23 protein-coding genes are annotated in these 25,696 nt (G+C 39.4%); 18 read left to right on the forward strand and 5 right to left on the reverse strand.

The window, feature by feature from the left end; all coding sequences use genetic code 11:
* Positions 1–104 precede the first annotated feature (104 nt).
* Positions 105–3,335 carry a BREX-1 system adenine-specific DNA-methyltransferase PglX gene (pglX, locus tag HNQ41_RS09100; protein WP_184664110.1) on the forward strand — a complete coding sequence of 1,077 codons (3,231 nt, stop codon included), beginning with the start codon at positions 105–107 and terminating at the stop codon, positions 3,333–3,335.
* 44 nt (positions 3,336–3,379) lie between these two features.
* The gene (locus HNQ41_RS09105) at positions 3,380–3,913 is read left to right on the forward strand and encodes a metal-dependent hydrolase (RefSeq protein ID WP_184664111.1); all 534 of its coding nucleotides are present in this window, start codon (positions 3,380–3,382) and stop codon (positions 3,911–3,913) included.
* 343 nt (positions 3,914–4,256) lie between these two features.
* On the opposite strand, the gene rarD is transcribed toward HNQ41_RS09105, so the two are convergent.
* Entirely contained in the window at positions 4,257–5,207 is a 951-nt protein-coding gene (gene rarD / locus HNQ41_RS09110; protein ID WP_184664112.1) for an EamA family transporter RarD, read from the reverse strand.
* Between the two features lie 212 nt (positions 5,208–5,419).
* Between rarD and HNQ41_RS09115 the strand changes: the two genes are divergently transcribed.
* Genes HNQ41_RS09115 through HNQ41_RS09125 form a run of 3 tightly spaced genes read left to right on the forward strand, consistent with a single transcriptional unit; the run spans position 5,420 to position 8,471 of the window.
* Entirely contained in the window at positions 5,420–6,739 is a 1,320-nt protein-coding gene (locus HNQ41_RS09115; protein ID WP_184664113.1) for an ammonium transporter, read from the forward strand.
* On the forward strand, positions 6,736–7,746 hold the full coding sequence (locus tag HNQ41_RS09120) for a DUF294 nucleotidyltransferase-like domain-containing protein (RefSeq protein WP_184664114.1): 1,011 nt from the start codon (positions 6,736–6,738) through the stop codon (positions 7,744–7,746). Before HNQ41_RS09115 ends, HNQ41_RS09120 begins: the two co-directional genes overlap by 4 nt.
* Before the next feature lie 2 nt (positions 7,747–7,748).
* Entirely contained in the window at positions 7,749–8,471 is a 723-nt protein-coding gene (locus tag HNQ41_RS09125) for an exonuclease domain-containing protein (protein WP_184664115.1), read from the forward strand.
* Between the two features lie 63 nt (positions 8,472–8,534).
* On the opposite strand, the gene HNQ41_RS09130 is transcribed toward HNQ41_RS09125, so the two are convergent.
* The 3 genes from HNQ41_RS09130 to HNQ41_RS09140 form a co-directional block, all read right to left on the reverse strand.
* A complete protein-coding gene (locus tag HNQ41_RS09130; RefSeq protein ID WP_184664116.1) occupies positions 8,535–10,124 on the reverse strand; it encodes an ABC-F family ATP-binding cassette domain-containing protein in 1,590 nt (529 codons plus the stop codon).
* A gap of 225 nt (positions 10,125–10,349) precedes the next feature.
* Entirely contained in the window at positions 10,350–10,661 is a 312-nt protein-coding gene (locus HNQ41_RS09135; RefSeq protein WP_184664117.1) for a hypothetical protein, read from the reverse strand.
* 150 nt (positions 10,662–10,811) lie between these two features.
* Entirely contained in the window at positions 10,812–12,347 is a 1,536-nt protein-coding gene (locus HNQ41_RS09140; RefSeq protein WP_184664118.1) for a hypothetical protein, read from the reverse strand.
* 407 nt (positions 12,348–12,754) lie between these two features.
* Between HNQ41_RS09140 and HNQ41_RS09145 the strand changes: the two genes are divergently transcribed.
* From HNQ41_RS09145 to HNQ41_RS09160, 4 genes are all read left to right on the forward strand, one after another.
* Positions 12,755–13,549 (forward strand): ABC transporter ATP-binding protein, encoded by a 795-nt coding sequence (locus HNQ41_RS09145; protein WP_184664119.1) that lies wholly within the window; start codon positions 12,755–12,757, stop codon positions 13,547–13,549.
* Entirely contained in the window at positions 13,533–14,306 is a 774-nt protein-coding gene (locus HNQ41_RS09150; protein WP_184664120.1) for an ABC transporter permease, read from the forward strand. The genes HNQ41_RS09145 and HNQ41_RS09150 overlap by 17 nt, the downstream gene beginning before the upstream one ends.
* A gap of 26 nt (positions 14,307–14,332) precedes the next feature.
* On the forward strand, positions 14,333–15,331 hold the full coding sequence (locus tag HNQ41_RS09155) for an aliphatic sulfonate ABC transporter substrate-binding protein (RefSeq protein WP_184664121.1): 999 nt from the start codon (positions 14,333–14,335) through the stop codon (positions 15,329–15,331).
* 72 nt (positions 15,332–15,403) lie between these two features.
* Positions 15,404–15,730, forward strand: a complete 327-nt coding sequence (locus HNQ41_RS09160) for a UPF0236 family transposase-like protein (RefSeq protein ID WP_184664122.1) — start codon at positions 15,404–15,406, stop codon at positions 15,728–15,730.
* Positions 15,731–15,888: 158 nt separating this feature from the next.
* Here HNQ41_RS09160 and HNQ41_RS09165 read toward each other — a convergent pair whose 3' ends face one another.
* Entirely contained in the window at positions 15,889–16,116 is a 228-nt protein-coding gene (locus HNQ41_RS09165) for a hypothetical protein (RefSeq protein ID WP_184664123.1), read from the reverse strand.
* Between the two features lie 105 nt (positions 16,117–16,221).
* On the opposite strand from HNQ41_RS09165, the gene msrA reads away from it, so the two are divergent.
* The 9 genes from msrA (at position 16,222) to ilvN (ending at position 25,689) form a co-directional block, all read left to right on the forward strand.
* Positions 16,222–16,752: a peptide-methionine (S)-S-oxide reductase MsrA gene (gene msrA / locus HNQ41_RS09170; protein ID WP_184664124.1), complete on the forward strand. Its 531-nt coding sequence runs from the start codon at positions 16,222–16,224 to the stop codon at positions 16,750–16,752.
* Between the two features lie 305 nt (positions 16,753–17,057).
* The gene (locus HNQ41_RS09175) at positions 17,058–17,768 is read left to right on the forward strand and encodes a TMEM164-related integral membrane acyltransferase (protein WP_184664125.1); all 711 of its coding nucleotides are present in this window, start codon (positions 17,058–17,060) and stop codon (positions 17,766–17,768) included.
* A gap of 71 nt (positions 17,769–17,839) precedes the next feature.
* On the forward strand, positions 17,840–18,784 hold the full coding sequence (locus HNQ41_RS09180; protein WP_184664126.1) for a serine hydrolase domain-containing protein: 945 nt from the start codon (positions 17,840–17,842) through the stop codon (positions 18,782–18,784).
* Between the two features lie 36 nt (positions 18,785–18,820).
* A complete protein-coding gene (locus HNQ41_RS09185) occupies positions 18,821–19,330 on the forward strand; it encodes a DNA-deoxyinosine glycosylase (RefSeq protein ID WP_343043347.1) in 510 nt (169 codons plus the stop codon).
* Between the two features lie 50 nt (positions 19,331–19,380).
* Entirely contained in the window at positions 19,381–20,247 is an 867-nt protein-coding gene (locus tag HNQ41_RS09190) for a helical backbone metal receptor (protein WP_184664128.1), read from the forward strand.
* Between the two features lie 823 nt (positions 20,248–21,070).
* Complete coding sequence (ilvE, locus tag HNQ41_RS09195; RefSeq protein ID WP_184664129.1) at positions 21,071–21,973, forward strand: branched-chain-amino-acid transaminase; 903 nt, start codon at positions 21,071–21,073, stop codon at positions 21,971–21,973.
* Positions 21,974–21,998: 25 nt separating this feature from the next.
* Positions 21,999–23,666: a dihydroxy-acid dehydratase gene (gene ilvD / locus HNQ41_RS09200; protein ID WP_184664130.1), complete on the forward strand. Its 1,668-nt coding sequence runs from the start codon at positions 21,999–22,001 to the stop codon at positions 23,664–23,666.
* A 32-nt stretch (positions 23,667–23,698) separates the two neighbouring features.
* Positions 23,699–25,414 carry a biosynthetic-type acetolactate synthase large subunit gene (ilvB, locus tag HNQ41_RS09205; protein WP_221301912.1) on the forward strand — a complete coding sequence of 572 codons (1,716 nt, stop codon included), beginning with the start codon at positions 23,699–23,701 and terminating at the stop codon, positions 25,412–25,414.
* Positions 25,411–25,689 carry an acetolactate synthase small subunit gene (gene ilvN, locus HNQ41_RS09210; RefSeq protein ID WP_184664132.1) on the forward strand — a complete coding sequence of 93 codons (279 nt, stop codon included), beginning with the start codon at positions 25,411–25,413 and terminating at the stop codon, positions 25,687–25,689. Before ilvB ends, ilvN begins: the two co-directional genes overlap by 4 nt.
* Positions 25,690–25,696 lie beyond the last annotated feature (7 nt).

Raw genomic sequence — 25,696 nt, forward strand, 5'->3', positions numbered from 1 at the left:
ATGTAGGGCTTGTTCATTTTGTTTGGTATAATGTTGTTAACTTAGAAAATGTTCGTTTTTCTTCATTTCATCGGAGTAGGATCTAGGCATAGGAGGTTAGAGACATGTCACCCCAACAATCAATGCTAACAAGCGTGCTTCGCCAACAATTAGAAACGCTCTATGTGGAAAACAGCAATTGTGATCAGATTTATCATATGAATCAAGAAGATCTTTCAATAGTGAAAAGTTTCTGGGTGACACGGATCCTTATCGGTACTGTATATACATATAAGCAGATGAACAACTTGAAAGAGTGGCAGCAAATGCTAGGAAGTACATGTGCTGTAACAACCTCCGAGAGGGAGAACGGTCAGTTAGTAAAGGCTGTCCCGATCAAATATAAAAAATTGATTATAGGAAATATCGTACGTTTAAAAGAACGTCTACCTTATGTCATAGATCCTTTTAAAACTGAGAGTGATATGTGGTCATCTACAATCATCAATCATTTAGAGAGAGAAGGAGGGATCATTGACAGCTTAACAACGGCATTGTTTTTGGAATCTGAATCAAAATGGCCTTGGTTTATTGGAACGCTTTACCAAACACTGCTGAAAGAAACGAGAAAAGAGATTGTATCGTCTTTAGTTAACCGAAATCATTTAACAGACGGGGAAATGGGAGCGTCCACACAGTGGTTTACTCCGCAATGGATTATTGAATATATGGTTGATAATTCCCTTGCCCACTTCCTTGATGATCAAACGCAAAGCGATTTCAAAAAGCAGTCCCGCTGTTTCATTAATCACGAACAGTTTAACGAAAAAGATAGAAAGTCGCAGCCAAATTGTATTACGCACATAAACGTACTTGATCCTTGTGTTGGGACAGGTCATATCCTTTTACATACCTTTCAGCGTTTATATGAATTACATGATTCTTTATTAGAAAAATCACCCAAAGAGATTGTTGAATATATCATTCAGCACCAGCTCGTAGGTTTGGATATAGATGCTAGAATGGTTGAGTTATCACGTTTTGCTATTTTGGTTCTTGCAAAGGATAAGGCTCCTGATGCAGACATGACTTCGTTAGAACAAAGATTGCTGACGTTATCACGCCCAGATGAATCATTCAAGGAACAATGGCAATCATTTTATCGTCGCTATCATAATGAGTTGAACTCTTCGCAATGGTCGGCATTACATCGTGTTGTTGAATGGAAGGAAAGAGAAGGGGCGTTCGGTTCTCTTACAAATGGGGAGGCGTGTAACGTTTCTCATTTACTAAAATTATTACGGGATTGTTTTCAAGATGTAAGCGATGATAACGATAAATGGGTATTAGATACCAAATTTTTTTACCTACAACAGATGCAACTCATCAACGCAAATTATGATGTCGTTGTGACGAACCCACCATATATGGGGAAGAAAAGAATGCCGTCTAAAGTGAGAGCGTATTTAAATGAGCATTACGTTCGCTCTAAAGGTGACTTATCGGCAGCGTATATTGAACGGTGTTTATCATTTACAAAAAGGTATGGGATTACTGCGATTGTTAATCAACATTCGTGGATGTTTTTATCCAGTTTTGAAAATTTAAGGAAAAAAGTTTTGCGAGAAACTTCGGTTTGCTCAATGTTACATCTTGGTACACGTGCTTTTGACGAAATAGGTGGAGAAGTTGTACAGACGACAGCATTTTTATTACAGCATCATCACCAACCAAGTCATAAAGGTGTGTTCGTTCGCCTTGTTGACTATCCGAACTCACTAGAAAAATTCAAGCATTTACATAAGAAAGACAACTGGTATGTGCAACCGATGAGAAATTTCTTTTCTATACCTAACACGCCGCTTGCTTATTGGATATCTGAAAATGTGAAGTACATTTTTCAAACTTATCCAAGAATTGAGCAAGTTGCTAAACCGCGGCAAGGATTGGCTACAGGAGATAACCAACGTTTTATTCGCTACTGGTTTGAAGTGGATTGGTCACAAATCGCTTTTTCTTGTTCAACAAGAGAAGAAGCGGTGCAATCAGAAAAACAATGGTTTCCTTATAATAAAGGAGGCGGTTTCCGAAAATGGTATGGAAACCAATGGTACGTTGTCAATTGGCTTAATGATGGGGAGGACATTCAATCGTTTCGAAACCAACATGGGAAACTTCGCTCACGTCCACAAAATCGATCGTATTACTTTCAGCCAGGGTTAACATGGTCATTTGTTAGCTCAGATGGGCCATCGGTGCGTTATACACCTAAAGGGTTTATATTCGATGTCGGCGGCTCGACGATGTTTCCGAATGAAGAGGATATGTACCTCTTATTAGGCTATTTAAATAGTACGGTAGCTACTTATTTTTTAAATATGATCAATCCGACGATGAATGTTCAAGTAGGGAATATTTCTCAACTACCTACTCCTCCTTGGCCTGATGATACGGATGAATTGAAAAGACTTGTTTCAACAATCGTACAATCAGCGAAAGATTATTGGGATCAGTTTGAACAGTCGTGGAATTTTAAGGAACACCCTTTTATGATGTTAGCCAATGAAGGGGATTGTTTGCAATCAGTTATTAAAAAGTGGGAAGCCGATCAAGAAAATGAACGAGATGCATGTTTAGCAAACGAACAAAAAAACAATGAAATGATGATTGAGTGTTTTCAATTACATAAAGAATGTAGTCCAGAAGTAGGTGAGAAAGATTTCACGTTGTGGCAAACACCTACAGCGGAAATGGTCAAGGCGTTGCTTTCCTATTTTGTCGGTTGTACGTTCGGTCGTTTCCAACCAAACGACGGAAGTCTTAATGAATGTTCGCGATTTATCGGGTTGTCGCACCCTTATGATAAAGTAAATGGTGTCATCACACTTTTGGAACGTTGGTTGAAAAGAAGCTTTCCTGCTTGTGACGTTAATATTTTGTTAGATTCGATTGCATCATATCTTCCTACGTCTATAGGGAAGGCACGTGAAACGATTATTCATTATTTTCAACATGATTTTTACCGCGAGCACGTACGTTCTTTTAAGAAACGCCCAATTTATTGGATGGTAAATAGTGGGCGAACAAAAGCGTATCAAGCTTTGTTTTACTCACATCATTTTGATGATACGTTGAAAGACATGCTGATTGAAGATATAAAAGAAAAAATGAAAGCAAATGAAGAAGGTTCAGTGCAGCAAGTAGAACAGGAAAGTTTTATTAAAAATATTGAAGAATGGAACGCGCCTCGCACCCTTGATTTTAATAAAGGCATTCGTCATAATGCTAAAAAGTTTTGGGAACGACGAAGTGTGTACAGTCCTAGCCAGTATTTTGATATCATTGAACGTTTTTAGATCATTTACAGCTTAGAGTTAGCAGCAAAGAAGGAAGGGAAAACATGACAGGACATTCGCATGTGGTAACATCGTTAACATTAGGGGCAGTTGTGACATTTTATGATGTAGGTCTGGATTTTTCATGGTCATTTGCAATCGGGATCGCGATTGGCAGTTTATTGCCGGATATCGATGAGCCGAAGTCGTTTATCGGTCGTAAATGTCCATTTGTTTCGAATTTTTTAAAACGCGTATTTGGTCATCGAGGGTTGACTCATTCCGCCTTGATAACAGCGATCATTTTTATGGTCAGTGAGCAGTTTGATTCAACGATTATAAGTGGACTTGCGTACGGATACCTGTTCCATGTACTCGGTGATTTTTTTAGTAGGAGAGGGGTTGCATTACTTGCGCCGTTGTCGAAAAAGCGTTTTGCAGCGCCGATAACATATAAAACGAATGGATGGGGCGAAAAAATGATTGCGTTTGTATGTTATCTCTTTTGGATTTATTGGTTGTTTGACATATTGCGTTTATCGGAAATATCGCTTTTATTTTCCATAAACAACATACTCGCTTTTTTCATTTTGTTGTAATACACTAGGGGGTATAAGTGTTCAGGGGGGTGTTCTCATGAATGAGAAGCAATGTCAATCTAACCAGTGAGGCATTCAATCCAATACGTCTCGGCAAAAGCAGAAAAGCTATCCGCCGATATGACCGGGCGTTTGGGTGTGGCTCCTGGTAGGAGCTGGAGTATTGATTTCTTATTTTCTTTAAGACGTAAAATTTGTCTTCCACTATTTGATTCGGATGAACATATCGAGGATGAGCTGAACATGAGACTGTTCGGCTCCTTTTCGTTTCATGAAACGTATATTTCCTTAGGGAAAAAGCTGAGGTACGATACCAAGAAACCTCAGCTTTTTCGAAATTCGTTTACGACACTTTTTCATATGTTTGCTTTTGATGAAAATGTCTTGGTTCAAGACGCTTTAGCCATTTCGTATTTGAAAATGAAAAGAGGCCAAGCGATAGCCAAATCGCAGCAAATGAAATCATATGTGCCGTGGAAAATTGCTCTTCGAATTGGAATACACCGAGAAATAGCATGATCGTTGGTGCGATATATTGAAGGAATCCGATGAGTGACAAAGAAATTCTTCTTGCGCCAATTCCGAACAGTAGGAGAGGAACCGCTGTTACAACACCTGCTCCAACTAAAAATAAACTTGTCCACCCAGCATCGATATACAGCATATTGCTGAGGGAGGGGTGAGTCATTTGCAAAAATATGAGCGCGATCGGAGTCATCATCAGTGTTTCTAAAGTTAAACTAGATACGGCTGAGATATTTGCAATCTTTTTAAACAGACCGTAAAAAGCAAAGCTAAATGCGAGAGCGAAAGCAACGGTAGGAAAAGAAGCAAGCGTGGCTGTTAAAAAAGCGACACTACATGCAGCGACACCTACAGCGATGGCTTGCCAAAAACGTAATCGCTCTTTTAAAATAATGACGCCAAAAAGAACACTAACGAGCGGGTTAATGTAATAGCCGAGGCTCGCTTCGATAACGTGTTCATTGCCGACCGCCCAGATGTATGTATACCAATTTAATGTAATTGTGACTGAAGCCAAAAAAAGAGCCAACATACGCTTAGGTTGTTGAATAACAGTCATTGTGTCTTGTTTTAAGGCACCCATTTTACGTAAAGCAGCCAAGAGGAGAAGCATAAAAACCATTGACCATAGGATTCGGTGAGCAAGTACTTCTATTGGAGGTACCAATTCGACGATAGCCCAGTAGAGCGGTAAAAACCCCCACAAACAATAGGCTCCTAAGCTAGCCAATACCCCTGACAATTGATCCTTTTTTAAGTTTTCATTCATGATAATCCCTCGATTCTCGAAATATTTCTAAAGCTAGTTTACGTAGGTTATGTTGATTTGTAAATGTGCATTTATTTGCAATGTTTAACAAAATAGATTGAAACCCATAGCAAAAACCTCGTTAAGTTATCTGACAACTTTGTAGATTGTAAAAGTAATATCAGTAAAATGGAAAATATAGAAAAACAAAAAACAAGAAAGGGGATTTTGCAATGGATGCAATGTTTTTAATGAACAATCTTTGGATCATGATTGCTTTTATTCTCGTCATTTTAATGCAGGGTGGATTTATTCTTTTAGAAGCAGGGTCTACACGCATGAAAAATGCTGGGCATATTGCAGGGAAAACGATTTTTACATTAGGGATTGCTTCACTTGTTTTTTGGGCTGTCGGTTACGGACTCATTTATGGTGAGAGTGCAGGAGGTTTTATCGGAACGTCTGACTTTTTCTTCGGAGATTACCAAACGATGTTTGATGGTGTAGCAGGGTCGGTCGATTTCATTTTCCAACTTGCATTTGCAGCGATTGCCTTAACGATCGCTTTCGGTGGGTTTGCTGAACGGGCGAAATTATCTGTTTATATTCTTTTCGCCGTCTTATTTTCAGCGCTTGTTTATCCAGTCGTCGCTCATTGGATCTGGGGTGCTGGTTGGATTGGAGAACTAGGAAAGCAAGATTTTGCAGGGTCAACCGTTGTTCACTTAACAGGGGCGATGGGCGCATTAGCAGCAACACTGCTTTTGAAACCAAGAATTGGAAAATATAACAAAGATGGTTCACCAAACGACCTACCTGGTCACAACCAAGTGTACACAGCTTTAGGTGTATTACTACTATGGGTTGGTTGGTTCGGGTTTAATGCTGGAAGTACATTGGAAGTTGATGGCGCCTTCTTCGGTTACGTAGGTCTCACAACCCAACTAGGAGCAGCAGCAGGGGCAGTCGCAGCACTAGGGGTTGCTTGGGCAGTGCTAGGGAAAGCTGATGTCCCTACGATGTTAAACGGTGCGCTAGCTGGTCTAGTAGCAATTACAGCATCGACCGCCTTTGTTGCATCATGGGCAGCTGTTGTTATCGGTCTTGTTGCAGGTGTTCTCGTTTACTATAGTATGCAGTTCTTCGAAAAACTAGGTATTGATGATCCGATCTTCGCTCTTTCTGTACACGGTGTCGCAGGTATTTGGGGAACAATTTCTACAGGATTTTTCGCTACACCAGATTTAGCAGCGATGAACGGTGGAAATGCAGGTTTATTTTATGGCGGTGGTTTTGAACAACTAGGTATACAAACGGTCAGTGTTGTAGTAAGTGGTGCTTTCGCTTTCGTTGCTTCTTTTATTGTTCTTTGGGTGATTAAGGCGATCGTGGGCGACTTACGCGTTTCAGAAGAAGAAGAAATTACAGGCCTTGATATGAGCGAGCACGGAAGCTATGGATATCCAGAAGCCGCTTTATCTGAATCAAAAGAAGAAGTAGCGCCGAGCATTTCAAAAGACGACTATGATCCAAAACCTGGTGTTTCAACGTGAGTTCGTCATTAGATAATGGAGAAAAGGAACTGCGAAGTTATGAAAATATTCGTCAAAAATATGAAAAATATTTGCTGGAAGCAGCTGGTGATTACCGAAAACAAAATGTCATTCACGAAAAGGTAATTACAGAAGCAGTCCAATTAGCTATTGAACATACACGAGAGGAGTGGGGGACACCCCCTTCTCCTTTCGCATTTTTCGTTATGGGAAGCGCCGGACGAAACGAACAGGCACTATGGAGCGATCAAGACCACGGGATTGTGTTTCAGGGGAGTGATAGACATGAGCAAGACTACTTTTTAACGCTTGGGATAAAAATTGAAGGTGTCATGTCTCGACTAGGTTATCCGCGTTGTGAAGGAAAGGTGATGGCATCGTCGCCGCGTTGGTGTCACGGTATAAACGAGTGGATTGAGCAAGTTGATCGTTGGATTAAAGATGATAAGTGGTCTACTTTACGACATTTACTGACTTTGATGGATGCTCGAGTTGTCATTGGGAGTGAAGATTTGTTAAAAAAAGTGAAAAAACATGCTTTTATAAAAGGAAAGCAATCCATATATTTATTAAAACGATTGGCAGAAAACGCGAAAATGTTTCAGCCTGGAACAAACCTTTTCGGGCAATTGATCTATGAGCGCACAGGTCAGTTTACAGGTGCGATCCCTATAAAAAATGCTGTTCTTTTTCCGTATGTTCATGCTCTAAAATTACTTTCTTTTAAACGATCCATTTACGAAACTGAAACGATCGAAAGAATGCGTTTGTTGTCCAATGATTATTCTTTTCTAGCTCATAAAAGAAAGCTATTTATCGATATGCTTGAACTTCGCTCTTCGTTTTCAAAACAACAGCATTCTTATCAAGACGTTCATTATGTGCCGATTAGTCAACTCTCAAAAGGAGAAAGGAAGCGCGTGAAAGAGGCGGTAAAAGAAGGGAAAGAACTCCTACATCACGCGAAATCCACACTTTGGTCAAACGAAGAAAAAAGGGGGAGGTGAGAATGATTCATTGGGTGAAGCAAATGTCAGAAAAATTTTCAATTCCACTTGTGACGTCGTTAAACCCTAATAGTTTCGAACACCATTCCTTCATGCGTCAGTTGCAAAAGGATTTAAAAGCACAAAAGCCTATGAATACGCCTCTCCAATCATTAAAGATAACAGTGATAGATTTCGAAACAAGTGGTTTTTACCCAACTGGAGGAGATGAAATTTTATCGATCGGAGCTGTAAAAATACGTAATGGAGATGTGAAATATGATGAGACATTTTATGAAACAATACAAACCCCAGAGCTTTTAACAGATGACATAGCGTCATTGACAGGCTTATCAGCTGCAGACTTAGCTGAAGGGAAGCCACTTAAAACAACACTTCGAGCATTTTATCAATTTGTTGGTACTGATCTTCTTGTTGCCCACCACTCGGGACATGAAAAAGCTTTTCTACAACAAGCGTCGCACCGTGTTTTTGGTCATTCTATGAGGCATAGATTACTTGATACATCATTTCTCTATCGGGCAGCTTGTCACCATACATCGAAAAAAACGTTAGAGGAATGCTGTAACTATTATAGGATTCCCGTTGAAGGCCGACACCACGCACTTAGTGATGCTTTTCTTGCTGCGAGGCTATGGAGCGCTAGTCTACGCGATGTGTTAGACCAAGGGCTTCTAAACCTTTCTGACGTGTATACGTATTTAAGTAGAAGTCGAATACTATAAAAATGTTGATTTTGTGAAAAAAGATCTATCCCAATATTTTGGGATAGATCTTTACGATTTCTGTTATGCGTATTGTTCAAGGTATTCGTTGTAGGAAATTTCTTTATCAACGATGCCGTCTTTACGAAGGTCGATGATACGATTGGCAATCGATTGGTTAAACTCATGGTCATGAGAAGCAAAGATCATTGAGCCTTGGAAATTGATGAGCCCTTTGTTTAAGGCAGTAATTCCTTCTAAATCAAGGTGGTTTGTTGGTTCATCGAACAAGAGAACATTAGCGCCACTAAGCATCATTTTTGAAAGCATGCAACGAACTTTTTCTCCACCACTCAAAACACTTGCTTTTTTCTTCGCTTCTTCACCAGAGAATAACATACGACCTAAGAATCCACGAATAAATGTTTCTGTTTCATCTTCTGGTGAATATTGACGAAGCCAATCAATAAGATTTAAGTCTTGCCCTTCAAAATAGCGGGAGTTGTCTTTAGGGAAATAGGATTGTGATGTTGTAATTCCCCATTTGAAAGTTCCGCTATCCGGTTCTGTTTCGCCCATTAAGATGTTCATAAGCGTTGTTTTGGCAATCTCGTTTTCACCAACGAGTGCGACTTTGTCATCTTTATTTAACGTAAAGCTAACATTGTCTAAGACCTTTTCGCCATCAATCGTTTTTGTGAGGCCATCTACCGTTAATAAGTCATTTCCGATTTCACGATTTGGCTTAAAGTTAATATAAGGATAGCGTCGGGAGGACGGTTGAATGTCATCTAGATCAATTTTATCAAGCATCTTCTTACGTGAGGTTGCTTGTTTTGACTTCGATTTGTTGGCGCTAAATCGCTCAATAAATGACTTTAATTCTTTCACTTTTTCTTCTTTTTTCTTGTTTTGTTCTTCGGCCATTTTTTTCGCTAACTGACTTGACTCATACCAGAAATCATAGTTACCTACGTAAATTTGGATTTTTGCATAGTCTAAATCAGCGATATGCGTACATACATTGTTTAAGAAGTGACGGTCGTGGGATACGACAATGACCGTGTTTTCAAAGTTAATTAAAAAATCTTCTAACCATTTGATCGCTTTGTAATCAAGACCGTTTGTCGGCTCGTCAAGAAGTAATACGTCAGGGTTACCAAACAATGCTTGTGCAAGAAGGACTTTAACCTTTTGAGAACCTGTTAATTCAGCCATTGTTTTATCGTGAAGATCTTCATCAATGCCGAGTCCTTTCAATAACACAGCGGCATCAGATTCAGCTTCCCATCCATTTAATTCAGCAAACTCACCTTCGAGTTCGGCTGCTTTCATGCCGTCTTCTTCAGTAAAATCAGCTTTCATATAGATCGCATCTTTTTCTTGCATAACTTCATGTAAACGTGTATGACCCATGATAACTGTGTCAAGGACGTTGTATTCTTCGTATTCAAAGTGGTTCTGTTTTAACATCGCTAGTCGTTGGCCAGGTTTCATGTGTACATCGCCAGTTTGCGATTCTAACTCTCCAGAGAGAATTTTTAGGAAAGTGGATTTTCCGGCACCATTTGCACCGATTAACCCGTAACAATTCCCAGGTGTAAATTTGATATTTACCTCTTCAAACAACTTCTGGTCGCCGAAGCGTAAACTGACATTATTAACTGAAATCATCTAATTCATCATCCTAACGTTCAAGGTCTGTTGCTAGAGTGAAAACTCCATTCTCTTCATTATAAGGGACATTAATTAATTTTTCTACTTATCGTGCGTGAAAATTGTAATTTAAAGTGGTTTGATTTTTTTTGATTTGAATTTACGCGACTTATTGATCACCGAAATCCATTGTTTTTCAGAAGAGGGTATAAGAGAACGCAGAACGCTATGTTACGCAAACGGTTATAATAAGAGGTCTTCTGACATACTTTGGTCCGCATCTGTTAAAAAAATCGTCAGAACTGTTAAAGGTAAAAAGATGCGGATGACTTTATTGGATGTAATTAAACGGATTAAGAAAATAACTGTCATACCTTTAAGAACATCGTATCGCAATAAATATAAAATCAAAATGTTAATCGTTGGAATCACCATATCAGCAGGGTCTCTGCCATCGTCACGACTGTTTTCTAATTCATCATTTTCATGATCTTCGTTGTTTATGACTGCATCGCATATTTTAACGAGCGTGTAAATTCGTTGATCGTAATCCATAGTAACCCCCTCGGATTTATCAATTAACACTCGCGCGTTTGATAGCTGATGATTTATCTTATGCCTCTATGGTATGTGTGCTATGGACGAGTATCTACAGTGATAAAAAAGATCAGGCTCCCATAGAGAGAACCTGATCCATGATCGCACTTAAAGGAAAAAGAGCGAATATAAAATTCCGATAACACCAATAAAAGTGAGGATATAAACTGGTTTTTTAGGCATTTCACCATCATTTTCCATCGCTTTACCAAACATGAAAAAGACGAATGGATGAACAAGGAATGGCATGGAGAAAATAAATGGAATCAATTGTGCCGCTTCCGCTCCGAACATTCCTTCTTGAACAGCTGCGAATAAACCAAAGTGTGAAATAGCTGACGTTTGTGCCATCGCAGAGTAGTCCATTGATAAGCTACTTAAGCTGAGAAGGAATAGACCACCGAATACCGCACATAATTGCCAACCGAATGAAAACTGCATTAAGGCGTTAATTTCATGTCGCTCTTCACTTGCTTTCCGTAAATTGCGCAATGAATAAATGGTTAAACCAACACCTGTAAGTACGATAAGTAGCGTAGGGATAAACCATATACTTTCTTGTTGGGCACTAACGGCCAAAACAGAAAAGACGAAGATATGGCCAAAAAATGGAACATTAATCATAATTGGCGCTCGTTTAGCTGCTTGTTCCCCTAAGTCTCCTGCTGTACACGCACCTGTTAGTCCAGAGTGGGATAATGCGCCAGACATTCCGGGGCCGAGATTGCGAACATGTCCTGTTTTTGAAAAGAACATGATGAGCGCAATACCACCAAACATCCATAAAAGCTGACCAAAAAATCCATATACGATGACAGAATCGACCCCTGGAATTGTAAATGCATCTGAGATTCTAGAACCTCCAACCATAAAGTTACCCGCTAAAACGAGTGGGATCCCTGCAAATAGTAGGGCGCGAATTGTTGGTCCAAATGTCCATTTATAAAAGATTGCCCCGATTGCAGCTGAAATCATCATTGCAAAGAAGATTTGCGGTAATGCGATGATGGGTTCAATGAGTGTGGCAAAATAAAAGGATAGTATAAGTACCCCGATAATCATTACAATTTCAATAATCCCTTTACGAATATATAAATGTTTATTTGAGATTGTGGCTTTGTTGTCGATGAGAATAATCGAACCGACTAAACCAATATAAGCAATTAATGGATAATAACGACTAAGTCCTCCGGATCCTTCGGTTCCTAGAACCAACCGAGCTACCCCTTCGATACCAAGAAGCAAGAAAAAGGCGCGAACGATAAAAACAAGTTGTGTTCGACTAGTACCAAGTACAGTTTCTTCTTCTGATGGTATTAACATATCTTCAGTTTCTATAGGTTTGTTACCAAACATTTTGCGTAGTTCTTGACCACCGACAAAAAATGTAACAGTTAAAGCAATGATGGTCGTAGCAGCAATTAAGTTAACAAATGGAAATTCTTCTAGGCCAGGAGAAGCCACCCCAGTATAGACAAGGATGAACCCCATCAATAAACCGAATATAACGACAATTAAAATAGGGGAGTAACGTGTTCCCGCTACTACAGTACGTGAAATGAGTACCATAGGAATAATGAATAATAAAACGATCCAAAATTGATTCAATAGCTGTAAGTGAGTAATTTGTTCAACGATGTCCATAAATCTTCCCTTTCTCGTTTAATAGATAGAATAAGTTCCTGTAGTATGTAAAGATTTTTTACACAACGTAAAGATTAACGTAAATCCCCCATGTAGGCAACATTTTTTCGAGAATGTATAGAAATTTGTCGAAATATACAAGTAAGGTTCGTTTAATACGTTTATTTTGAACAAATAGTGCATTAATCATACAAAAGGAGAAGGGACGGATATATTGATGGGGAAAGAAGTATATTTTTTCTGAAAACCCTCTTGATATTTATAAATCATATGATAAACTTTTTAATCAAGGATGGAAAAAACGACACCATTAATTTCGTTTTTCCGTTCTTCTTTTTAACACATAATCCCGATTAAACACATAAGATTTACAAACATACTATATAATGAGGTAGGTGATTGCATCTATGCAATCTGTATCGATAAAAAACGTAGAAAAAACATTTTCAAATACAAAAGAATTAGGATCGTTTACCGTTTTTGATGATATTTCATTAAACATCCAAGAAGGTGAATTCGTTTCCCTATTAGGCCCATCAGGTTGCGGGAAATCTACGCTATTGAATATTATTGCTGGTCTAGATAAAGCAACAAAGGGTACGATCTATGTCGGTGATCATCTAGTCAATGGTCCGGGTTCAGATCGTGGCGTTGTTTTCCAAGAAGCAGCTCTCATGCCATGGTTAACCGTCTTGGATAATGTCACCTTTGCTTTAAAAAAGAAGTTACCAAAACAAGAAGCTAAAAAGAGAGCAGAAGAATATTTAAAACTTGTTCATTTAAGTCGGTTTCTAGATTCTTATCCTTACGAATTATCAGGTGGAATGAAACAACGCGTATCGATTGCAAGAGCATTAGCGATGGACCCTGACATTCTTTTAATGGATGAACCATTCGGTGCTCTCGACGAGCAAACAAGATCGATGCTACACAAAGAATTACATGATATTTGGGAGAAGACACAGAAAACAATCATTTTTGTAACACACAACATACGTGAATCGATTCTATTATCTGATCGAATCGTTTTAATGGGAACAAGACCTGGTGGTATAAGAGAAGTTTACCCTGTTTCGCTTGACCGTCCTCGAGATACATCATCGACTGGATTTATTCAATTAGAAAAGGAGATTAACAGTGTATTAGCTAAAGAGATAGATAAAGTCATGAAGGAGGAAATTGGGGATGGTTATAGCCGTTAGAAGGATCATATTCTTTGCAACACTTTTTACAATATGGGAGATATTATATCGGTTAAACCAAGTCTATGAAGTAAGGTCAACAACGCTATTTCCTTCTCCAATAGGTGCGGTAGAGCAATTATATATTGGCTTTTTCGAAACAGGTATATTGACAGAAGCTTTATCACAAAGTTTACAGCGAATTGCAGTTGGCTTTACGCTAGCCGTTATTATCGGGGCTTTGTTAGGGATTGTATTAGGTATATCTAAAATCGCTGACGAGACGTTAGGTTCTTTAGTCATCGCTTTACAATCTGTACCGAGTATCGTTTGGTTACCGATTGCCTTTGTTTTATTTGGCGTAGGCAATACGGCGATTATCTTTGTTGTTACACTAGGCGGAACATGGGCGATGACGTTGAATATGCGAATGGGGATAAAAAACGTGGAACCAATTTTGATTCGAGCGGCAAAAACCATGGGTTACCAAGGAAAAGAGTTAGTTTGGCGAGTGATGATTCCTGCTTCTATTCCTTCAGCTTTAACAGGGATGCGCTTAGCTTGGGCATTTGGATGGCGTGCCTTAATGGCTGCTGAATTGATTGGTCGCGGAGGATTAGGTCGTACATTGATGGACGCGCGAGACTTTTACAATATGGATTTAGTGATTGCTATTATGGTGATTATTGCAGTGATCGGGTTGATTGTTGAATATTTAGTGTTTAATAAAATTGAGAAAAATGTCCTTTCACGATGGGGTTTGAATGATAACAGATAATAAGAAATTAATTAGGGGGAATTAAAGTGAAGAAAACAATTGGATTTTTAGGTAGCTTAGTAGCATTAACTGCATTGACGGCTTGTGGAGAAGGTTCTGCATCAGGGGAAGATGTTAATATTGGCTACTTTCCTAACTTAGACCATGCAGCTGGAATTGTAGGGAAAGAGAAAGGCTATTTTGAAGACGAAATGGGTGACCGCCCTGTAGAGTTCCAAAACTTCCCGAATGGTAACGATTTTATTGATGCCTTAGATGGAGGGTCAATTGACATTGGTTATGTAGGACCAGGACCAGCAATTAACTACTACCTAAGTGGTGGAGAGATTGTTGTCATTGGCGCGGCAGCAAATGGTGCAACGCTTTTGGTTTCTCAAGAAGATACAGATATTCATAACATCGAAGATTTAGATGGGCATGCATTTGGGACACCGGGAAATGGTTGTACGCATAATGTGCAGTTAGAAATTATGATGAAAGAAGAAGGGTTGGAATCAAGCCGAATCGGTGGGACAGTTGATCACCAGTCTCATGTCGCTCCAGCATCCTCTGTTGGGATGTTTGAACAAGGGGAACTTGACGCTTATGCAGCTCCCGAACCATGGGGGACGCTTCTTGAACAAGAACACAACGCAAATGTTATTAGTGAGTGGGATGAAGTATTTCTAGGTGAAGAGTTAGCTAGCGTAGTACTTGTTACCACGCCAGAATATCTTGAGGAAAACCCAGAAGAAGTTGACAATGTGTTACGAGCACACAAGAAATCAGTTGAATTTACCCAAGAAAATACTGATGAAACACTAGCAACCGTGAACAACCTCATTTATGATTTAACGCAAAATGAACTACCAGAAGAAGTGTTAGTTAAAGCTTGGGATCGTTTAGAAGTAACAACAGAAACACATGCTGATGCACTTCAAGACTGGGCAACAGCCTCGTACGAACTAAACTTCCTTGAAGAAGAACCAGATCTTGATGGATTTGTTGATACAAGTCGATTAGATAGCATTCTAGATGAAGAATAATCATTCTGATTGTTAAAAAGCAATTGGCTGGTCTTTTAAAGATCAGCCTTTTCTTTTGGAAGGGAAGAAAGTATGAGTGAAATGTTTGTGGGAGAAAAACTCTCTCAATACCCCGAAGCACTTGATGATTACCGTGGGAAGCTAAAAGAAAAAGGGATGAATACAGAGGGGTTCCGCCCTATGGGGAGTGCCGAAGGCACAATGAGTGTCTTTGCAAAACGTTTGAAGAATGGGCGCAGTTGGAGTACAAGAGGCCTTGATAAATTTATTGATGTCATGGTGGTTTTAAAAGATTATTTGGAGATTAAAACCCTTCAAGGGAATCTAAAACAGTCAGAGAAGCCCCAAGAAAAAACGGAAAATGAACAAGTGGCCAAGCCCCCAAAATACTTTGTATAGAAGCTCAAAGACAGTGCATCAGAATCTATTCGGAACAATATTGGCTATTTACAACATGCCATTGGAAAGCCAGTAGTGGGAGCGTTAAAAGGACTCAAAGGCTTTTAAGAAATGCGTTGACTCGAAAGAAAAAAGGCTTTGAATAAAGGAAGGCGATATCATAATGCGTTAAAAACGTATTCCTTGTTTTGTTCGTCGTGCGAAGGAGTGAAAGGCGGCGACTCCTGCGGGAACAGCAACAGCTGAAGATCCCGCAGGGTGGGTTTCCCGAGGAAGCTGAAGCGTTGCCCGCGGAAAGCGTCCGCCTGTAACGGATTCGCATATACTTTATTCCAAATCAAAAACCATTTAGAAAATAGTAAAAAAGATAAAAGAGGATTCCCCATTAAAAAACCTCCCACAAATGGTTGACACAATCGGAAAGAAATCTATTCTTTTTATCAATAAATGATGTGTGCTAATATACATGTTATGAAGAGGAGAGGATACCTGTGGAAAAGCAAGAATTTGAATATGCCACGTTCGCTGGAGGGTGTTTTTGGTGTATGGTAAAACCTTTCGATGAACTACCAGGCATTATTGAAGTTGCCTCTGGCTATACTGGTGGGCACGTTGACAACCCAAGCTATGAACAAGTGAAAACAGGTGAAACCGGGCACTTAGAAGCTGTACAAATAACCTATGATCCAAATCTATTTTCATACCAACGTTTACTCGATTTATATTGGCCACAAATTGACCCAACTGATGATGGAGGGCAATTTTTTGATAGGGGAAGTCAATATTGTACAGCGATTTTTTATCATAATGAAGAACAACGAATACTAGCTGAACGTAGTAAAGAGCAGATTGAACAAAATGGTCGTTTTAAAGCCCCGATTGTTACAAAAATCTTACCAGCAGCCACATTTTATCCAGCAGAAGAGAAACATCAAAAATTCTACCAAAAAAATCCACAAGCCTATAAAGAAGAACGGAAAGTTTCAGGGCGAGATGACTTTATTTCGACATTTTGGAAGTAATGGCAAACGGAAGTAGTAATTGAGATATCAACGCCAAGTCATATAAGTTGAAATCATGGAGTGTCCAAGTTTTAATGGGCACTCCATGTTGTATTAGAACGAAAATATGGATTCTTTCGAAACAGAGGTAGCTGAACGCTCAAAAACATAGCGCATTATATTGATGCGTTATGCTACTTTTAGCTCATAATTAAGCATTTAACGGTTTTACATTCGACAAAAAGGGAATAATAACATTCTGAGAATAAATGAGAAACTGAAGTAGAGAGAATAAATACTAACGACAAGGTACAAGGAGGCTGATTGTGAGTTGGTTCCATGGCCGCCCAAATGAGATCCCTTTTTCATTTTATGGGTGGGAGCATTGGTTTGCATGGGTTATTTTTATACTCATAGTAAGTGTTTTGTATATTTATCGTCATTGGATGAGGTCAAAGGATTTACGGAAAGTCGAAATTGTTGTCGCTCTTTCTCTAATAGGTATGGAAGGATTGTATCATCTCTGGCTTTTTTTTATTGGTTCATGGGATCTACGTTATTCTCTACCTTTAGAACTGAGTAGTATAAGCGTAATTTTGGCCGTTTTATTATTGTTGTTTAGAAAAAGAATCATTTATGAATTGCTCTTTTTTGTCGGGATTGCAGGGGCTTTACAAGCTTTACTAACACCAGTATTAACGTATGGATTTCCTCATTTTCGATATGTTCATTTTTTCTATACACATATGATGGTCATTTGGGTAGCACTTTATTTCACATGGGTTGTAGGGTATCGTCCTACGATTCGTTCGGTATTTAAAAGTCTCATTTTTTTAAACATTCTTTTACCTATCGTTTGGTTCACAAATTCGTGGGCAGGTGGAAATTACATGTTTTTGCAAACAAAGCCAGAATCACCTAACTTGCTAGATTTCCTTGGTCCTCACCCTTGGTATATCATTTCACTGGAAATTGTTGCACTCGTTTTGTTTCTTTTGTTATGGCTGTTATTCCGTGAACGTTCAATGACTCGTTAAATCGTATGATTTGTCAGTGAAAATCCTGTTCTGTAATCTGATGATAAATGATATCTAGGAGGAAACGTAAAATGACAAGCGGAGATGAAGTTGTACATCCTCATGATGTCGGGATGGATGAACATAAATTATCAGCGTTTAAAGAAGCGTTCGCTAATGAGCCTGTGAAAAGTTGGTTGATTTCTAAAAATGGAAAAAATATCACAAATGATCAGACACTAAGTGAAAGAAAAGAACTTCACACACTAAATTCAATCACAAAAAGTATCCTTTCTATTCTTATCGGTAAGGCGGTTGAACAAAGATACATTTCTAGCATTCAAGTACCATTGCAAGAAATCTTTCCACAACATTCATTACGTGATGAGAAAAAAGACATCACGATAGAACATCTATTAACGATGACTTCTGGTTTACAAGGTCCTGAAAGAAGTGATATACAAATTAATGATAACTTGTTAGGAACGATTTTTGATCAACCATTAGCATATAGCCCTGGGGAAAAAATGACTTATAACAACCATGATTCTCATGTTTTAAGCGCAATTATAAGGGAAGTCACAGGAATGAATACAGATGAATATGCCCATTCGGTCCTTTTTGAAGCATTGGAGATCGAAGAGTACGCATGGAAAAAAGACCGACAAGGGACGGCGATTGGCGGCTTTGGTTTAAAGTTGAACCCATATGATTTGCTACGGATTGGAAACTTTATGCTTCAAAAAGGGAAATGGAAAAATGAAGTTTTGTTGTCTAACGACTGGATTGAAGAGGCAACGAAGTCACAAGTTGAAACGGATATTCGCCAACAAAAATACGGATACCATTGGTGGATAAATAACAATGTCCGTGGTGATAATAACAACTTTTATTATGCGGCTGGACGAGGTGGTAATTTTCTATTCGTCGTCCCCGATAAAAGTCTTGTGGCTGCGTTTACTGGTGAATTCAATGCAAAAGAAAGTTTAAAACCTTACCAGTGGTTTGTTCGATATATTTTACCAGCCTTTGAGTAGAAACCGTCGTCACAGCATGCCAAGGAGGTGACATTGATGTCGGTAGTCAAGTCTATGCCTCCAATCATTACTGAAGAGGCTCGCGTGTTAGTGTTAGGTTCGATGCCGAGTGAACAATCTCTAAAAAAGCAACAATATTATGGTCATCCACGAAACCATTTCTGGCCGATCTTATCGAACATCTTTGAAGAAGATGTAGGCACCGAATATGAACAGAGGGTCTTTTTCTTACATCGTCATCATATTGCACTTTGGGATGTCTTCCGTATGTGTGAACGTGAAGGGAGCCTTGACTCAAATATTAGAAATGCCCAAGTGAATGATGTCGTTTCATTGTTAGAACAGTATCCAAATATTCGTCTTGTAGCATGTAACGGTAATAAAGCATATGAGTCATTTATTCGTTATTTGTATAAAGAAGTTGAGGGGATGGTGGAAGTAAAGAAGCTCCCTTCAACAAGCCCTATACCAGGAAAGAATGTAAAAACATTTGAAGAGAAGGTAGAGGAGTGGCAAATCGTTCGCGAAAATGTTTTAAAAAGATAATAGGAGGCGCGTAAAGCTGTACGTGTCCCAAACATAGAGGAGGCCTCGCCGTGAGATTGATTTCACTATGTCCTAGTAATACTGAATTTGTCACTTACTTAGGCTTAACTTCTTCGCTTGTTGCCGTTGATGATTATTCGGACTGGCCAAAAGAGGTTGAACAACTCCCAAGAGTCGGTCCTGACCTTTCCATTGATATGGATGTTGTGGAAAAGATGAAGCCAGACCTTGTTCTCGCCTCCCTGTCTGTTCCAGGTATGGAGAAAAACATCGAACAATTAGAAGATCGAAACATCCCTCATATCATCGTATCAAACCCTAAAAGTCTAACAGAAGTTGCGGAAGTTTTACGAAACCTCGGAAATGACGTTGGGAGAAAAGAAGTTGCTGAACATATAACTGACCGTTTTCATCAGATTCTCAAAATATATCGAACTCTTTCTATGAATGTCGAAGAGAAAAAGTCGATCTATTGGGAGTGGTGGCCCAAACCAGTATTTACACCGGGACAAGATAGTTGGTTGACGGAGATGAGTGAACTTGCTGGTGGGTATAACGTATTCGCACAAGAAAAGAAAGCAAGTGTTCAAACGGACTGGGCGAATGTTTTAGAAAAACAACCTGATGTCATCGCTGCGATATGGGTAGGGGTAAGACAAGATCATATTAAACCGAAATTGATAAAGCAACGTCCTGGATGGGCAGATATGAGAGCAATTGTAAACAATCAACTGTATATTTTAGAAGAGCCATTCTTTTGCCGTCCATCTCCACGTTTGCTCATAGGTTTAATAAGGATTGCATCACTTTTACACCCGAATCATTACCCTTCATTACCATTAGATCAAGATCCTTTGCTTAATGATGAGATGTTCAATATGGTTACAAATTATGGAGCTGGTGGTGATTATAATTAAAGTAACAAATGAAGCTCAGCAATTTCTTGTAAAGTTACTTAACAAACAAAATCAAAAGAGTTTTCGTATTGGTTATAACGCAAGTAGTCGTTGAGGGGGATCTGGATTTAAAATAACTCTGGATGAGTTAAAGGCTGATGATTCTCTTTTACATATAAATGGCCTCTCTTTTCATTACCAACCATCTGTAGAACCTCATATTCCTCATCTTGTTATACAAATTGAAAAAGGGAAACTGAAACTCTTCGACTTTAGAACGACACAGGAGAACGAAGTTTAGATTAACGATATTTTCAGAGCCATTCCACTACCTTCGTGGGATGGCTTTAATGATTTCAACATTATGGAACTATAGTAATCTTGGCATTGTTTATTCGATGTTTCTACACGGGATTTTCCTGTTACCACGTTGTCGATATTTGAAAATAAGGGTGTTCGAAAGGGGGTTTATCATTAGGTAAGTGCGTGAAATAATTTTTTTGTAAATAAAAATGTAAACGCTTACAATGTGTCGAATCAACGGTGGTAACGCTTACACACTTGTTTCATAAGTCGAAATTATCTGAAAACTACTGTTGACGCCTGTGTTAGCAAATATTACAATAACAATCAACTTCAACACTTTATATGACTTTAGAAAAGACGCCAAGCTAAGATTTTAAACTTTGAAATAAATCTCATTTTTTGGTGTAAGGTGTCGAGTTGCAAATGTAGGAATGGCAATAAAATTGTCATGGAAAATATATATCAAAAATGTAGAACTATTATTATCTGAAATTTTTGATCATTCTAAACAAGGGGTTTAAATAAGAGGAGGGGGAGTATGAGCGGTTGGTTGTACCTAGATGGTGAATTTGTTGAAAAGGAGAACGCCAAAGTTTCAGTTTATGACCACGGATTTCTTTATGGTGATGGTGTTTTTGAAGGGATTCGAATGTATTCAGGGAATATTTTTCGATTACGAGAACATTTAGAACGTCTCTACGATTCTGCGAAATCAATAATGTTAGATATTCCACATACGCTCGAAGAGTTGGAATCGATTGTTGTCGAAACGTTAAAAAGAAATCAATTACATGAAAGTGCATATATTCGCCTTGTCGTTTCCAGAGGTAAAGGAGACCTCGGATTAGATCCGTTCAAGTGCCCTGAACCAAGCATCGTTGTAATCGCTGAACAATTGACAATGTTTCCTAAAGAATTATACGAAACAGGTATCGAAATGGTAACAGTACCTACACGCAGGAATAGGCCGGATATTTTAAGTCCACAAGTAAAATCCCTCAATTATTTAAACAACATTTTATTAAAACTTGAGGCATATCAGGCAGGTGCAAATGAGGCACTCACTTTAAATACAGAAGGTTATGTTGCGGAAGGGTCTGGAGAAAATATCTTCCTTATAAAAAATGGAGAAATGTTCACGCCACCAACGTACATTGGAGCACTCGAAGGGGTAACGCGAAATGCGATTATCGAAATTGCAGAGGATCAAGGATACGTTGTTCGTGAACAACCTTTTACACGTCATGATGTTTATGTTGCAGACGAAGTCTTTTTAACAGGTACGGCAGCTGAAGTTGTACCTGTCGTAAAAGTTGATGGGCGAGTAATTTCCGATGGTGTGCCTGGTGAAAAAACACATGAATTATTACATGCATTTAGATCAATCGTCGTAAAAGATGGCGTAAACATTACGAATCACGATCATATTCAAGTTGGATAATTGTAGGCGCTAGGAGTGGAAAGTCATGAGAAGTAATACAATTAAAAAAGGCGTTAACCGTGCACCACATCGGAGCTTGCTATATGCAGCAGGTGTAAAGCCAGAAGACATGGATAAACCATTTATTGGCGTGTGCAATTCATACGTCGACATTATCCCTGGCCATATGCACTTAAATAAATTTGCAGAAGTCGTCAAAGATGCCATTCGCGAGGCAGGTGGTGTACCATTCGAATTTAACACAATTGGTGTTGATGACGGAATCGCAATGGGACATCTAGGTATGCGATATTCACTTCCAAGTCGAGAGCTGATCGCTGATTCAGCAGAAACGGTGATTAATGCTCATTGTTTTGACGGTGTTTTCTATATTCCCAATTGTGACAAAATTACACCCGGAATGCTAATGGCATCGGTTCGAACAAATGTCCCTTCGGTATTTGTTTCTGGAGGACCAATGGAAGCGGGGCGAAGTAAAGACGGAGAATCTTTGTCTCTTGTATCGGTCTTTGAAGGAGTCGGTAGTTATTTATCCGGCAAGATGAGCCGTGAAGAGTTACTCGAGTTAGAATCGAGCGCTTGCCCAACTTGTGGTTCTTGTTCTGGGATGTTTACTGCAAATTCGATGAATACGTTAATGGAAATGCTCGGTGTAACGTTGCCAGGAAACGGAACAATTGTTGCAACATCAGATGAGCGGCACGAGCTTATAAAAGAAGCGGCCAAACACCTTGTCCGCCAAGTAGAGGAAGATACTCGGCCGAGAGACATTATTACAAAAGATGCGATTGATGATGCGTTTGCTCTTGATATGGCCATGGGTGGTTCAACGAACACTGTTCTTCATACACTGGCTATCGCACGCGAGGCAGGTATTGAATACGAAATGGAAGATATCAATAAAGTTGCTGAGCGTGTACCGTATTTATGTAAAATCAGCCCTGCATCAGACTATTCTATGCAAGATGTTCATGAAGCAGGTGGCGTCAATGCGATCATGAAAGAACTGTGTAACATTGAGGGAGCCATTCACCCTGAGAGAATAACAATATCAGGAAAAACGATTAGAGAAACGGTCCAAAATGCAGAAATTATTAACGATGATGTGATTCGTCGTAAAGAAAACCCATACAGCTCTGTAGGGGGGCTATCAGCCTTATTTGGCAACTTAGCCCCAGATGGTGCGATCGTAAAAGTTGGTGCCATCGATCCTTCAATTAAAACATTTGAAGGAGAAGCGATCACCTTTGAGTCCCAAGATGATGCACAGGAAGGAATTGATAATGGGACAGTCAAGGAAGGTCACGTTGTTGTCATTCGTCATGAAGGGCCCAAAGGAGGTCCTGGCATGCCAGAGATGCTCGCCCCAACTTCATCAATCGTTGGGCGTGGTTTATCGACAAAAGTGGCCCTCATTACTGACGGGAGGTTTTCTGGCGCAACGAGGGGGATTTCAATTGGACATATTTCCCCTGAAGCAGCTGAAGGAGGTCCGATTGCTTATATTGAAAATGGTGATTTCATTCAGATTGACTTAACTGAGCGAACGATTCATGTTGATGTTTCAGATGAAGAGATGGCTCGACGGAAAGAAAACTGGACGGCTCCGGAACCGAAAATTAGTTCTGGTTATTTACGTCGCTATGCAAAACTTGTTACCTCGGCAAACACAGGAGGCGTCCTCAAAGATTAATTAAGTGATATAACGGGAGGGGAATGAAACAGATGATTACTGTTGAGAAAGATCAACCTGTAAAAACTGGTCAAAAACTTTCAGGGGCCGAAATGGTTATTGAATCGCTAAAGAAAGAACAGGTTGACGTCGTATTCGGTTACCCTGGAGGGGCAGTATTAAAAATTTACGATGCGCTTTATGATGGAGGGATTCCCCACCTGTTACCACGTCACGAACAAGGAGCGATTCATGCTGCTGAAGGTTACGCAAGAGTAACAGGGAAGCCAGGCGTCTGTATTGCCACATCAGGTCCTGGGGCAACAAATATTATCACAGGAATCGCAGATGCGATGATGGACTCACTGCCACTTGTCATTATTACTGGGCAAGTACAGTCATCTGCACTCGGTTCAGATGCTTTCCAAGAAGCACCGATATTAGGTGTCTCAATGTCGATTACTAAGCACAACTATCAAGTGTTGGACGTAAACGATCTACCAAGGATCATGAAAGAGGCTTTTCACGTTGCAACAACTGGGAGACCAGGGCCTGTACTCGTTGATATTCCGAAAGATGTTTCGGCAGCAGAAGCTGTTTTTGAATATCCTGATACAATTGATTTGCCTGGTTATAATCCAGCGCACGACCCTGAATCATCAGCGATTCAAGGTGTGATCGAGGCGATTAAAGAAGCAAAAAAACCAGTCATATTATCAGGTGCTGGTGTCATTCACAGTGAAGGGCACGAGGAGTTAACGAAATTTGCTGAAAAAACGAACATCCCTGTTGTGAATACCCTTCTCGGTCTAGGGACTATGCCGGCAGATCATAAATTATACCTCGGTATGGGTGGAATGCATGGGACGTATGCTGCAAACATGGCATTGTATGAATCAGATTTGATTATCAACATCGGTGCAAGGTTTGATGATCGCTTAACAGGAAACTTAAAACATTTTGCTCAGTTTGCGAAAGTCGTTCATGTTGACATTGATCCAGCAGAGATCGGTAAAAATATTCCAACAGATATTCCAGTTCTAGGGGATGCAAAGGAAGTACTCACACAACTTTTAGATGAAGAACTTCCAGAAGCGGATTGTCGAACATGGAGACGTCAATTAGATACGTTACAAAATGATTATCCACTTTGGTATCACCAGGACGACGATTCTTTCAAACCACAACGTTTATTTGAAATTGTTCATGAGATGACGAAGGGAGATGCGATTGTCACAACAGATGTCGGACAGCATCAAATGTGGGCAGCGCAGTATTACAAATTCCAACGCCCAAATCGTTGGGTAACATCAGGTGGACTTGGAACGATGGGATTCGGCCTTCCAGCAGCAATCGGTGCTCAAGTCGGTGCTCCGAAAGAACCAGTTGTGGCATTGATCGGTGATGCTGGATTTCAAATGACAATGCAAGAACTAGCGATTCTTAATGAGTATCAATTGCCACTGAAAATTGTCATCGTTAATAATCAATCGATGGGCATGGTTCGCCAATGGCAAGAGCTTTATTATAACGAAAGATATTCTGAATCGTTAATTCCAAACCAACCTGATTATGTTAAATTATCCGAATCTTTTGGCATAAAAGGGAAATCTGTAAATTGTGAAGAAGATTTTCAACAAGTAATGAAAGAAGCATTGCAAACGGATGGCCCGTTTCTTATCGATTGTAGTGTAACACCTGAAGAGAATGTATATCCAATGGTGGGTCCAGGTAAAGGGATTCAAGAGATGGTAGGTGTTAAGCCGTGAGAAGAACTGTAAATTTACTCGTCAACAACAAACTCGGTGTCTTAAACCGTATGACAAATTTATTTTTACGAAAGAGTCTTAATATTGAATACCTAACAGTAGGCCCTGTCGATGATGATTCAAATGTATCGATGTTAACCGTAGTTATCAATTTAGAGGAAGATCAGGTAATGGAAGAAATGAAAAACCAATTGGAAAAACAAGTTGATGTGATCAGCATTACTGAAACATCTTCGAAATCATTATTCTTTTCTAAAACTTACGAAAAACAATAAGGGAGCG

This window comes from Texcoconibacillus texcoconensis (genome assembly GCF_014202575.1).
Lineage (GTDB): Bacteria > Bacillota > Bacilli > Bacillales > Salisediminibacteriaceae > Texcoconibacillus > Texcoconibacillus texcoconensis.